Origin of the sequence: Streptomyces cahuitamycinicus (genome assembly GCF_002891435.1) — a bacterium.
Classification (GTDB): domain Bacteria; phylum Actinomycetota; class Actinomycetes; order Streptomycetales; family Streptomycetaceae; genus Streptomyces; species Streptomyces cahuitamycinicus.
The window spans coordinates 17,124-30,012 of sequence record NZ_POUC01000050.1; the positions used below are offsets into that span (position 1 = coordinate 17,124).

General features: G+C 73.4%; 8 protein-coding genes. 2 read left to right on the forward strand and 6 right to left on the reverse strand.

Annotated elements, in window-relative coordinates; genetic code table 11:
* Positions 1–89 precede the first annotated feature (89 nt).
* The 3 genes from C1J00_RS09820 to pyrG all read right to left on the reverse strand — a co-directional run bounded on the left by C1J00_RS09820 (position 90) and on the right by pyrG (position 4,763).
* Positions 90–2,129, reverse strand: a complete 2,040-nt coding sequence (locus C1J00_RS09820; protein WP_102908651.1) for a tetratricopeptide repeat protein — start codon at positions 2,127–2,129, stop codon at positions 90–92.
* Positions 2,130–2,381: 252 nt separating this feature from the next.
* Positions 2,382–3,008, reverse strand: coding sequence for an NUDIX domain-containing protein (locus C1J00_RS09825; protein WP_102908652.1), 627 nt, complete (start codon positions 3,006–3,008; stop codon positions 2,382–2,384).
* Between the two features lie 96 nt (positions 3,009–3,104).
* Positions 3,105–4,763, reverse strand: a complete 1,659-nt coding sequence (gene pyrG / locus C1J00_RS09830; RefSeq protein WP_102908653.1) for a CTP synthase — start codon at positions 4,761–4,763, stop codon at positions 3,105–3,107.
* 527 nt (positions 4,764–5,290) lie between these two features.
* Here pyrG and C1J00_RS09835 point away from each other — a divergent pair.
* Entirely contained in the window at positions 5,291–7,093 is a 1,803-nt protein-coding gene (locus C1J00_RS09835; RefSeq protein ID WP_102908654.1) for a glycoside hydrolase family 15 protein, read from the forward strand.
* A gap of 21 nt (positions 7,094–7,114) precedes the next feature.
* Here the strand turns inward: C1J00_RS09835 and C1J00_RS09840 are convergent, their stop codons facing one another.
* Entirely contained in the window at positions 7,115–8,071 is a 957-nt protein-coding gene (locus tag C1J00_RS09840; RefSeq protein ID WP_102908655.1) for an LLM class F420-dependent oxidoreductase, read from the reverse strand.
* Positions 8,072–8,246: 175 nt separating this feature from the next.
* Here C1J00_RS09840 and C1J00_RS09845 point away from each other — a divergent pair, with 175 nt between their 5' ends.
* Positions 8,247–9,926: a PucR family transcriptional regulator gene (locus C1J00_RS09845; RefSeq protein WP_102908656.1), complete on the forward strand. Its 1,680-nt coding sequence runs from the start codon at positions 8,247–8,249 to the stop codon at positions 9,924–9,926.
* 41 nt (positions 9,927–9,967) lie between these two features.
* On the opposite strand, the gene C1J00_RS09850 is transcribed toward C1J00_RS09845, so the two are convergent.
* Together C1J00_RS09850 and recN are read right to left on the reverse strand one after the other, a co-directional pair.
* Positions 9,968–11,110 (reverse strand): glycosyltransferase family 4 protein, encoded by a 1,143-nt coding sequence (locus C1J00_RS09850; protein WP_102908657.1) that lies wholly within the window; start codon positions 11,108–11,110, stop codon positions 9,968–9,970.
* A gap of 210 nt (positions 11,111–11,320) precedes the next feature.
* On the reverse strand, positions 11,321–12,889 hold a 1,569-nt coding region (gene recN / locus C1J00_RS09855), incomplete at its 5' end, for a DNA repair protein RecN (RefSeq protein ID WP_102908658.1).

Consider the following 12,889-nt stretch of genomic DNA (forward strand, 5'->3'; position numbering starts at 1 on the left):
ACACGCGGGCACACCGGGAGAGACCGCAGGAGAACGTGCGGCAGAGCCAGTCTAATGAAGGCGTTCTCGCTGTCTAGCCTTTCATTGCATCAATCTCCAGGTGATGCGGTACGGATTTCGCAGGCGTCAGGGTCGTTTTGAAGGTTTGAGTCGCCGAGAATCCGCTCGGCGGCGCCCCGGTGCAGCCCGGCCGACGCGGGATCACCCAGGCGTTCCAGGGTGTCGGCGACCCGCAGGTGCAGGGCGGCCTGCAACCGCGGATCATCGGCGCGCCGCGCCCACTCCACGGCCTCCCGGCAGGTGCGCAGCGACTCCTCGGGCCGACCCGCGTACTCCTGGACCCGCGCCAGCTCGCTCAGCGCCCGTGCCTGAGCAGCCACGTCGCCGTTCTTGCGGTGGCCGGCGACCGCCGCGCGCCAGTTCCGCAGAGCCTCGCCGTAGCGGCCCGCGAAGGTGTGGGCGGCGGCGATCCGCCCGTAGAGCCGGGCGGCCTCGGCGCGCTCGCCACGGGCGAGCCGTTCGACCAGCGCGCGCCCGAACCAGTCGGCGGCCCGGTCGTAGTCGCCGAGCTCCAGGTGCGCGCCGCCTACGGATTCCATCGCGCGGCCGGTCGCGTACGGGTCGTTCACCTCGCGCCCGGCGTCCAGTGCGGCCCGGTAGCGCGTCAGGGCGTCGGCGGTGCGGCCGGTGCGGGCGTCGAGGTCGCCGAGGTTGAGCAGGGCCGCCGCACGCTCCCGGGGCAGGTCGCGGCGTTCGGCGATGCCGAGGACGAGGCTGTGGATGTCGTAGAGGTCGGCGGCGGCGGCCTGGGTGCCGATGTGCGCCGCCATCGCCCGGACCAGCTGGGACATCAGCCGCCGGGCCAGAGTGTCCAGCTCCCCGTCGGCGACCGCGAGCCGGGCCGAGGCCAGCAGGGCGGGCCGGGTCAGGCGCAGCCAGTCGGCGGCGTCCCGCGGGGTGGGAAAGCGCAGGGCGCGCGGCATGTCGAGGAGCTTCTGGCGCGCCTGGGGGCTGTCGGTCTCGGTGATCGCCCGGCAGGCCTGGAGCAGCCGTACGGTCCGCTCCAGCATGCGGGCGCGGGCCAGCTGGAGCTCGGCCGGGCGTTCGTGGCGCTCGGCGAGGATCCGCAGCTGAGGATGCAGGCAGGCGGGCACCTCGTACTGCGGCAGCGGTGAGTCCACCGCGTGCAGGAAGCCCAGGGCGACGAAGTCGTCGAGGGTGGTGCGGGCGCTGCCGACCGAGCAGCCGACGAGTGCGGAGGCGGTCTGCGGGTCGACCAGTCCGGCCGGGGCGAGGGCGAGCAGGCGCAGCATCCGCGCGGCGCCGGCGGGCAGGGCGGCGTGGGCGAGCCGGAACACCCGGGTCAGGGCGGTGCCCTCGGTGTCCTCGGCGCGCAGCTGCTTGGCGAGGTCGGAGACGGCGGCCTGGGGGCGTGCCGCGAGCCAGCCCCCCGCCAGCATCAGCGCGGCGGGCTGCCCCTGGCACTCCTCGGCGAGGCCCTCGGCGGCACGGGGGTCGACGGTGATGCGGACCGAGCCGGTGTGCCGGGTCAGCAGTTCCACCCCGGACTTGGCGTCCAGGCCGCCCAGGGTGCAGGGGCGGACGTCGCAGATGCCGGTCAGCGGGCCTCCGGAGACCGCGACGACGAGGCAGTCCGGGGTGTCGGGCAGCAGGGCGTCGACCTGCTCGGCGTCGGCCGCGTCGTCGAGCAGGAGCACGGCGCGGCGGTGGGCCAGTGCGGTGCGCAGGGCGTCGGTGAGGTCGTCGTCGCAGGCCCCGGCCGGCGCCGGCTCGTCCAGGGCGGTGAGAAGGTCACGGGCGGCACGTCCGACGGGGACCGGGGTATCGCCGGGCTCGGTCAGGCTCGCCCGCAGCACCCCGTCGGGGTAACGGTCCGCAACCTGCCGGACGAGTTCCTCGGCGAGTGCCGTGCGGCCCGAACCGGGCCGGCCGGCGATGAGCAGCACGCGCGCGCGAGGTGCTTTTCGGCCGGCCAGGGTGTCCAGCCCGGCGCGCTCGATGTCGGCGCGCAGTTCCTTCAACTCCCGCGTGCGGCCCAGGAACTCGATCTCCCCGGCAGCGCGCCCGGCCGGCCGCACGTCGCCTGTCTCCACGACCTGATCCGCCACGGGCCACACTCCCGTCCCACCGCGCACGCGAGCCCGCCGGGACTCCGGTTCGGGCGTGCTCCAGAGCCTAGTTCACGCTCTGCAACGTTCCCGGAGGAGCACGGCGGGCACGGCGGACACATCCCCCGATCGGATCAGCGGATCGTAGGACTGGCAGCGTCAGGGGGCGCCCCAAATTGCGCGGGGAACTGCGCGACAAGCCACGACGCCGCCGCACACGGCCGACGGCCTACGCGGCGCCCAGCGGAGCGCCTACGCCTCGAACGGGCGGGCCGGCCAGGGGGCCTGGGCCGGGCGAAGGGCGTCCAGGCCGTCGCCGCCCCGGGCGGCGACCAGCGAGAGGACGCCCACGACGAGGCAGTTGTTGTGCAGCTCGCCGGCCAGCACGCCCCGCACGAGGTCCTCCACCGGCACCCGGTCGAGGACCATGTCGGCCTCTTCCTCCTCGACGGCGAAGCGCTCACCCTCGGCCTCGGACAGGTCGCGCGCCAGGAAGATCCGGACGGCCTCGTCACAGCCGCCGGGCGTGGTGTAGACGTCGGTCAGCACCCGCCAGTCCTCGGCCTTGACGTGCGCCTCCTCGTAGAGCTCGCGCTGCGCGGCGTGCAACGGGTTCTCGCCGGGGACGTCGAGCAGTCCGGCCGGGATCTCCCACAGCTTGTGGCGCACGGGGTGGCGGTACTGGCGCAGCACCAGCACGCGGTCGTCCGCGTCCAGGGCGAGGACGGCCACGGATCCCGGGTGGACCTGGTAGTCACGGCCGACCACGGTGCCGTCGGGCATGACCACGTCATCGGTACGGACGGAGGTCTTGTTGCCCACGAAGGGAGTCTGCGTCGCCCGGATCTCCCACTCCTCCGGGGCGTCCTTGATCGTCATGCCTGTCCTTCCACGTGCCACCCGACCTGCCGAAACGAAAAACCGGGGTGCACACCCTTTGAAGGGATGCACCCCGGCCACCGTACAACTGGTGTGTTACTTCGAAGTCTTCCGCTCGACCGAGGCCTTGACGAGCCCGGCGAACAGCGGGTGCGGGCGCGTCGGGCGCGAGCGCAGCTCCGGGTGGGCCTGCGTGGCGACCAGGTACGGGTGGACGTCGCGCGGGTACTCGACGTACTCGACGAGCTTGCCGTCCGGCGAGGTGCCGGAGAACAGGATGCCCGTCTGCTTCTCCAGCTCGGCCCGGTAGGCGTTGTTCACCTCGTAGCGGTGCCGGTGACGCTCCTCGACGTACTCCTTGCCGTCGTACACCTCGCGCACGATCGAGCCCTCGGCCAGCTTGGCCGGGTACATGCCGAGCCGCATGGTGCCGCCCATGTCACCCTCACCGGCGACGATGTCGAGCTGCTCGGCCATGGTGGAGATGACCGGGTGGGAGGTGGCCGGGTCGAACTCGGTGGAGTTGGCGTCGGTGATGTCGGCCAGGCTGCGCGCGGCCTCGATCACGATGCACTGCAGGCCGAGGCAGAGGCCGAGCAGCGGGATCTTGTTCTCGCGGGCGTACTTGATCGCACCGACCTTGCCGAGCACACCGCGGTCGCCGAAGCCGCCGGGGATGCAGATGCCGTCGACGTCGCCGAGCTGCGCCGCGGCGCCCGCCGCGGTCTTGCAGTCGTCGGAGGTGACCCACTTGATCTTCACGCGGGCCCGGTTGGCGAAGCCGCCGGCGCGCAGCGCCTCGGTGACCGACAGGTAGGCGTCGGGCAGGTCGATGTACTTGCCGACCAGGGCGAGGGTGATCTCGTGGTCGGGGTTGTGGACGCGGTCGAGCAGGTCGTCCCAGGTCGTCCAGTCGACGTCGCGGAACGGCAGGTCGAGCTTGCGGACGACGTAGGCGTCCAGACCCTCGCCGTGCACCGTCTTCGGGATGTCGTAGATCGAGCGGGCGTCGGGGCAGGCCACCACGGCGGCCTCGTCGACGTCGCACATCAGCGAGATCTTCCGCTTGATCGCGGTCGGGACCTCGCGGTCGCAGCGCAGCACGATCGCGTCCGGCTGGATACCGATGTTGCGCAGGGCCGCAACCGAGTGCTGGGTGGGCTTCGTCTTCAGCTCACCCGAGGGGCCGATGTACGGCAGGAGCGAGATATGCACCACGAACACGTTGTCGCGGCCGACCTCGTGACGGACCTGGCGGACGGTCTCCAGGAACGGCAGCGACTCGATGTCGCCGACCGTGCCGCCGACCTCGGTGATCACGACGTCGACCTCGTCCGTCGCCATGCGGCGGATGCGGTGCTTGATCTCGTTGGTGATGTGCGGGATGACCTGCACGGTGTCGCCCAGGTACTCGCCGCGCCGCTCCTTGGCGATCACGGTGTTGTACACCTGGCCGGTGGTGACGTTGGCGGAGCCGTCGAGGTCGCGGTCGAGGAAGCGCTCGTAGTGGCCGATGTCCAGGTCGGTCTCGGCGCCGTCGTTGGTGACGAACACCTCACCGTGCTGGAAGGGGTTCATCGTGCCCGGGTCCACGTTCAGGTACGGGTCGAGCTTCTGCATCACGACGCGCAAGCCCCGGGTCTTGAGCAGCATGCCGAGACTGGAGGCTGTCAGGCCCTTGCCCAGCGAGGAGGCGACACCCCCGGTGACGAAGATGTGCTTGGTCGTCGAATTACGAAAAGCGGCGGGCGGCATGGCCAAGACGGGGCTCCCGTGGTCGCGGTCTGGGGGTGCGGTGCGGCTGCCCGCCGGAAATCTCCGGGGTGCCGTCGCTGCGGTTCGGGGGTTCCCTGTCGGGAAGGGGCCCACCGGTCCACGGGCTACCAGCGTATCAGCGCCGCGGGGCGATGGCTTCCGGCCACGCTCCGCACACATTCCGACACGGAGACGACCACACTCACCGCTTCCTCACCCGTTGCTCACTCGTTCGGCGTACTCCCCTTGCCAGGACGGGCACCCGGATCATCCTCGTGCGTCGTATCCTGCTCGGACACTCGCTGCCGAGCCCGTCCGGCCCAACGGCACCACCCCCCGCCCGTAAGCACCGGAACAACGTGGGCTCGTCAGTTCGTTGAGCAACAATTGGCGCTTTGCATCACGGCTGAGTGACCTGTTTTGCTTCAGTGCTCAACGACGCATTGCAAGACTTGCCGAAACCCCCCTTGACCGCACTAGCGACAGCCCCCTCGTGGGGTGACGTGGCCGTTCGACTGGAGTTGCACGTGGCCGGGCGCATCGAAGATTACGCACTCATCGGAGACATGCAGACCGCCGCCCTGGTCTGCAGGGACGGCACGGTCGACTGGCTGTGCCTGCCCCGCTTCGACTCGCACGCCATCTTCGCCGGCCTGCTGGGCACCGAGGAACACGGCTTCTGGCGGCTTGGCCCCGCGTACGCCTCCGACCAGCAGCCTCCCACCGCCGCGCGGCGCAGCTACCGGGGCGACTCGCTGATCCTGGAGTCCGAGTGGGACACCCAGCGGGGCACGGTCCGGGTGACGGACTTCATGCCGCCGCGTGACGGCGCCCCGCAGCTGATCCGCATCGTGGAGGGCGTCTCGGGTCGGGTACCGATGCGCTCGGCTCTGCGGATGCGGTTCTCCTACGGACGGGTGGTGCCGTGGGTGCACAAGCACGAGGGGCGCACGGTGGCCGTCGCGGGCCCCGACTCCGTGTGGTTCGACACATCCGCGGAGACCTACGGCAAGTCGCTCACCACGTACGCGGACTTCACGGTCGCGCCGGGTGACCGGATCGCGTTCACGATCTCCTGGCAGCCCTCGCACAAGGAGCCGCCGCCGCTGCCCGAGCCGGAGCAGTCGCTGGAGGCGACGGAGGACTTCTGGCGCGAGTGGGTCGACCACTGTACCTACCACGGCCCCTACCGCGAGGCCGTGGTGCGCTCGCTGATCACGCTGAAGGCCCTGACGTACGCCCCGACCGGCGGCATCGTCGCCGCGCCGACCACCTCCCTGCCGGAGGACATCGGCGGCGTCCGCAACTGGGACTACCGCTACACCTGGCTGCGCGACGCGGCGATCACCCTGTCCTCCCTGCTGCGCACCGGCTACCGCGAGGAGGCCCGGGCCTGGCGCGAGTGGCTGCTGCGCGCGGTGGCCGGCGACCCGGAGAACCTGCAGATCATGTACGGCATCGCCGGGGAGCGCGAGCTCGGCGAGGCGGAGCTGGACTGGCTGCCGGGCTTCGAGAGCTCCACCCCGGTCCGGGTCGGCAACGGCGCGGCGCACCAGCTCCAGCTGGACGTGTACGGCGAGGTCACCGAGGCCCTGCACCTGGCCCACATGACGGGCCTCGCCCGCAACGACTACGCCTCGCTGCTCCAGCTGAAGCTCATCCGCTACCTGGAGGACCACTGGCAGGAGCCGGACGAGGGCATCTGGGAGGTGCGCGGGCCGCGCCGCCACTTCGTGCACTCCAAGGTGATGGCCTGGGTCGCGGTGGACCGCACGATCAAGCTGATCGAGTCCGGCGACGCGGACGGCCCGCTGGAGCGCTGGCGGGAGCTGCGCGACGACATCCACCGGGACGTGTGCGACAAGGGCTTCGACAAGGAGCGCAACACCTTCACACAGTCGTACGGCTCGAAGGAGCTGGACGCCTCGCTGCTGCTGATCCCGCAGATGGGCTTTCTGCCGCCGGACGACAAGCGGGTCATCGGCACGATCGAGGCGATCCAGCGTGAGCTGTCCACGTCGGACGGTTTCATCCTGCGCTACCCGACCACCAGCGGTGACGAGAACGTCGACGGTCTGCCCGGTGACGAGGGCGCGTTCCTGGCCTGCTCGTTCTGGATGGCCGACGACCTGGCGATGATCGGCCGCGTGGACGAGGCCCGCAAGCTGTTCGAGAAGCTGCTGTCCCTGCGCAACGACCTCGGTCTGCTGGCCGAGGAGTGGGACCCGCGCCTGCAGCGCCAGGTCGGCAACTTCCCGCAGGCCTTCAGCCACGTGCCGCTCATCGACACGGCACTGCGCCTGACGGCTTCGGGCGCGTACGGCGGCTGAGCGGGGCGGCCCGCCGGGGTCTCACTCCGGCCTGAGGGCCGTGAGCGTGCGCTCTCCCGCGGGATCACCGGCCGTGGCCGGGACGAGGGCGATCTCGTCCAGTCCGGCCTCGGCGTAGGCGGCGACACGGGCGCGGACGGTGTCGGTGTCGCCGACGAGGGCGACCGTGCCGGCGGCCTCCGGCGGCAGCGCCCGCAGCAAGGTGTCCGCGTCGGCGCCCTTGGCGGCCAGCTCGACGACCTCCGCGAAGCCCGCGTCGACGAACATGTCGCTGTAGCCCGGCACCGCGAGGTAGCCGACGACGCTGCGCAGGACCTGCGTGAGCGTCTCCGGCTCCGGATCGACGGCGGCGGGGAGCCAGGCGGCCAGCCGCGGCGGCGTACGGCCCGCCTTCTCGGCGGCTGCGAGCATCCGGCCGCGCAGCATGCGGACCTGCCCGGGCGAGACGAGGTCGAGCAGCATCCGGTCGGAGTGCGCGACGGCGGCGGCGACCGCCCGCTCCCCGAACGCGGCGACGGTGACCGTGCCTCCGGGCGGTGGCAGCCGGCGCGGGAAGCCGCTGCCGGGCACGATCGGCTCGCCCGGCACGCCGTCCATCAGCGCCCGTACGGCCGCCGCCGATTCCGCGAGGGCCGCCGCGGGCCGGGTCCGCGGCCGGCCGTGCACGCCCTCGACGACCCGCTTGCTGGAGGTGCCCAGGGCCACGCCGACGGGCCTGCCCGTGACGGCCGCGGTGGAGGCGGCGCCCCGGACGATGGTGAGTGGATCGCGCACGGACACCGGTACGGGCCCGGCGGTCAGCGCGACCTGCTCGGTGGCGGCGCCGATCGCCGCCGCCAGGACGAACGAGTCCCACGTGGGTCCCTCCCCCGCCCAGACCTCCCGGTACCCGAGCCGGTCGGCGAGCACCGCGACACGCAACGGCTCCTCGACCGGACTGTCGTCCTCCCGCCCTACCGCCACCACGCTCATGTCCATGACCGCGCCCGTACCCGGTCGATCACGCGTCAATCCGGGGAGATCCAGCGCGATGTCCCGTGCGTGATGCAGTGCGTAATTCAGTGCATGGTCCAGTGCGGGCTCCCAGGGGGTGATCGTTTGGATGTCCCGCCGGAGATGTCCGGGAGGCATCCGCGCGGGTAGCGTCCGGCACATGGACAGCGGGACGGACAGCGGTTACGACACCCAGGGCGCCGGGATCACCGTTCAGCGGGCGCTGGAGCTGCCGGGGCTGCGCAGCGGGCTGCCGGAGGTGCTGGCGGGCGCCGAGCGGCTCGGGCGGACCGTGCGCTGGGTGCACGCCGGCGAGGTGCCGCACATCGCCTCCCTGCTCAAGGGCGGCGAACTCCTGCTGACCACGGGCTACGGTCTCGGTACCCGCCCCGCCGAGCAGCGGGCGTTCGTGCGCACCCTGGCCGATCGCGGCATCGCGGCCCTGGTCGTGGAGCTCGGTCCGCGCTTCACCCGGCTGCCCGCGGCCCTCGTCGACACGGCACGCTCCGCCGGGCTGCCGCTGGTCCAGCTGCACCGCGAGGTGCCCTTCGTCACGGTCACGGAGGAGGTGCACACCGAGATCGTCAACGGCCACTACGCGCTGCTGCAGCGGGCCGAGGAGGTGCACCGGCGGTGCACGCAGGCCGTGCTGGGCGGCGGCGGTGTGCCCCAAGTGCTGGGGATCCTGGCCGACTTCGCCGGGAATCCCGTGTTCCTGGAGACGGCGGACGGGCAGTTGCTGTACGCGGCCGGGTCCGGGCCCGAGGGCGCGGACCCGCTCCAGGTGTGGGAGGGGCTGCGCGGCCGGCACAAGGACGAGCCGCAGCTGGCGGGTTCGGTGCTCGTGGACGTGCCGGGCGGCGGGCCCGGCAGCGGGGGCGTCCGGGCCCGGCTCATTCTGCTGCCCGTGCGGTCTCCCCTGGCTCCGGTGCACCGGATGGCCGCCGAGCGGGCCGCGGGCATCATGGCCGTCGTACTGATGCAGGCCCGGCAGGAGGAGGAACTGGCGGCGCGGGGTCGCGGCGACTTTCTCACCGACCTCGCCGAAGGCCGGGTCACGGCCCAGGACGCCCCGGCGCAGGCCCGCGTGCTGGGTTTCCGGCCGGGCAGCGGCCCGCTGCTGCCGGTGGTCATGCGGCTGGGGGACGCCCTGGCCCCGGACGGGGGCGGCGGCCGCCCCGGTGGAGCCGAGAGCGGCGGCGGCTGGGCCGTGCTGGCCCGGGCGGTCTCGGAGGAGCTGGCGTCGGTGGGCGTGCCGGTACTGCTCGGGGTGCGGCCGGTGGAGGGCCGGGTGCTGGTGCTGCTCGGGCTGCGTGCGGAGTCGGAGCGGGCGGCGGTCGCGGACCGGGTCGCGGCAGCGCTGCGGGCCGGTGTGGGCCGGGCCGGGCTGCCGCGACCGGGCGGACAGCCGCCCGTGATGGTCGTGGGGACGGCCGGCGGGTGGCCGGCGGCCGCCTCGGGCCTGCGGCACGCGGCCGAGACGGCCACGGCGGCCCAGGGCCTGCCGGACCGGCCCTGGTACGACGCCCGCCGCCTCGACATCGACCTGCTGCTGTGGCGGCTGCGCGACCACGAGGACCTGGCGGCCTTCGTCGACCGCGCCCTCGGCCCGCTGCTGGAGCACGACCGCCGCTCCCGGCCGCCGCTGCTGCCCACGCTCACGACCTACCTCGCCCACGCGGGACGCAAGGCGGAAACGGCCCGCGAACTGCATCTGAACCGGCAGACCCTGTACAACCGCCTGGCCCGCATCGGGGAGTTGCTGGGCACGGACCTCGACGACCCGCAGACGGTCCTGGCCCTGAGCCTGGCCCTGCGGGCCCGCCGGCACGTGCCCTAGAGGCCGGCGGCCCTCGACCCTCAGCCCTCAGCCCTCAGCCCTCAGGGCAGGGGCTGGGGCTGGGTCAGCTCGTCGTACACGCTGAGCACCTGGGCGACCGTCTCGTCCTCGGTCGGCCAGGTGGCGGCCTGCCGGGCTCCCCTGTCCGCCAGCAGTTCCCGGCGCTCCCGGTCGCCGAGCAGCCGGACGACGGAGTCGGCGAGGGCCCTGGCGTCCCCGTACGGGACGAGTTCGGCCGCGTCGCCGACGAGTTCGGGGATGCCTCCGGCATCCGTCGCGACGAGCGGCACACGGGCGTGCAGGGCCTCCTGGGCGAGGACGGAGCGCGCCTCCCAGCGGCTCGGCAGCAGGGCGAGGTCGGCCGCGGCGAGCAGATCGGTGATGTCGTCGCGCCGCCCGACGAGCCGGACCGGCAGCCCCTCCTCCTCGATCCGCCCCTGCAGTTCACCGCGCAGCGGGCCCTCCCCGGCGATCACGACCAGCGGCACGGGATCGAGGCGGCGCCAGGCGCGCGCGGCGTCCAGCAGCACGTCGTATCCACGGTGGCGTTCCAGGGAGCCGACGGCCATCAGCAACGGCCTTCCGATGGCGCCGAGTTCGGCGCGCACCTTGGGCCGACGCCGGTCGGGGTCGTCGGGTTCGCGGGGCCTGCGGGGGCCGGGCAGCGCGACGGCCGCGAGCCGGGCGTCGCGCGCGCCGGTGAGCCGGGCCCGGTCCACCAGCGCCGAGGTCGTCCCCAGCACCACCGTGGCCGCCTTCACGACCCTTCGCTCCAGCACGCGCAGCATGTGGGCCCGCGCCCCGTCGGCGTGCGCCCGGTCGTGCCACGTCACCACAAGCGGAGTACGCACGCGCCGCCCGCTGAGGGCGAGCGCGGTACGGAAGGAGGCGTGCAGCCCGTGCGCGTGGACCAGATCGGCGTTGGCGCAGGCCGCCCGCAGCGCGGCCACCGACACCGGGTCGCTGCTGCGCGGCACGTGCACGTGGTCGGCCCCGATACCACTGAAGTCATAGGCGCGATCGGCCTCATAGGGGGCGCACACCGTGACCTTCACGCCCCGCGCGACGAGCCCCGCGGCCAGCGAGCGCACATGCGCACTGCTGGCGGCGTTGCCTCCGCCCAGCACCTGCACGGTGCGCAGCGGCGACTGGCCGTGCGGTGAGTGGCTGCTCACGGGGGTCACGTGGCCGGGCTCCTGGTTCGGGTCGGGCGGTCACGACGCATACTCCGCCAAGGATGCCAGGACACAAGGGGGTTCCGGGAACGCCGGAACCCCTGCGCCGTGGCAGCGGGGCGCGGCACCGGGGGAATGCCCCGGGCCGGGTCACCCACACGAGTGAAATCGGGCGACCCGTCCGGCCTTGCCGCACCACTGCCGGTGCGCCGCTGCGGGCTAGCCGTCCGCCCGGGCCGCCGCCAGCAGCTCCTCCGCGTGTGCCCGGGCCGTCTCGGAGTCCTCCTGCCCGGCGAGCATACGGGACAGCTCCCGGACCCGGTCCTCACCTTCGAGGACCTTGACGCCGGACCGGGTCACCGACCCGTCGTTGGTCTTCTCGACCAGCAGCTGGCGGTCGGCGAAGGCGGCCACCTGGGGCAGATGCGTCACGACCACGACCTGCGCGGTCTTCGCCAGCCGTGCGAGCCGCCGGCCGATCTCGACCGCCGCCTTGCCGCCGACCCCGGCGTCGACCTCGTCGAAGAGGTACGTCGGCACGGGATCCGTCCCCGCGAACACGACCTCCACGGCCAGCATCACACGCGACAGTTCACCGCCGGACGCGCCCTTGGCGATCGGCCGGGGCGGCGCCCCCGGGTGCGGGGCTAGCAGCAGCTCGACCTCGTCGGCGCCCGCGGGACCGTAGGCGACCGGGCGCCCGCCGACCTCGACGCCCTCCGGATCCTCGGTCTGCCGGATGTCGAAGGACACGCGCGCGTGCGGCATGGCGAGCGAGGCCAGCTCGGCGGTCACCGCGGCGGCGAACCGCTCGGCGGCCTCCGTCCGGGCGTCCGTCAGCGCCTGCGCCAGCCCGCCCAGTTCGGACCGCAGCGCGTCCCGCTCGGCGGTCAGCTCCCCGATCCGCTCGTCGTCGCCGTCCAGTTCGGTCAGCCGGGCGGCGCTCTGTTCGGCCCAGGCCAGCACGGTGGCGATGTCCGCGCCGTACTTGCGCGTCAGCCCGGTGAGCGCGGCCCGCCGCTCCTCGACGGCCGCCAGCCGCAGCGGATCGGCGTCGAGATCGTCGGCGTACCCCGCCAGGTCGCCGGCCGCGTCGCGCAGCAGGATCCCGATCTCTCCGATGCGGTCGGCGAGCGCGGCCAGCGCCGGGTCGTGCGCCCGTACGGCGTCCAGGGCCCGCTGCGCGCCCGCGACGAGCGTCCCGGCGTCGACGCCCTCCGGGTCCTCGGGGTTGCCCGCGAGACCGGCGTGCGCGACCGCGGCGGCGGACGCCAGCGCCTCGGCGTGCCCGAGCCGCTCGGCCTCCTCGGCCAGCTCCACGTCCTCACCGGCGCGGGGCTCGACGGCGGCGATCTCGTCGAGTCCGAAGCGCAGCAGGTCGGCCTCCTGGGCCCGCTCCCGGGCCCGGGTGGTGATCTCGCCGAGTTCGACGGCGACGGCCCGCAGCCGCTTGTACGCCTCGCCGTACTTGGCCAGCGGCCCGGCGACCGCGTCGCCCGCGTACCGGTCGAGCGCCTGCCGCTGCCGGGACAGCTTGAGCAGCCCCTGCTGGTCGGTCTGCCCGTGCACGGCCACCAGCTCGTCGGCGAGCTCGGCCAGCACGCCCACGGGCACGCTGCGCCCGCCCAGGTGCGCCCGTGAGCGCCCCTCGGCGGAGACGGTACGGCTGACCAGCAGGGTCCCGTCGTCGAGCTCGGCCCCGGCCTCCTCGGCGCGTACGGCGACCGCGGCGTCCCGGGGGACGGTGATCCGCCCCTCCACGACGGCCTTCCCGGCCCCGATCCGCAC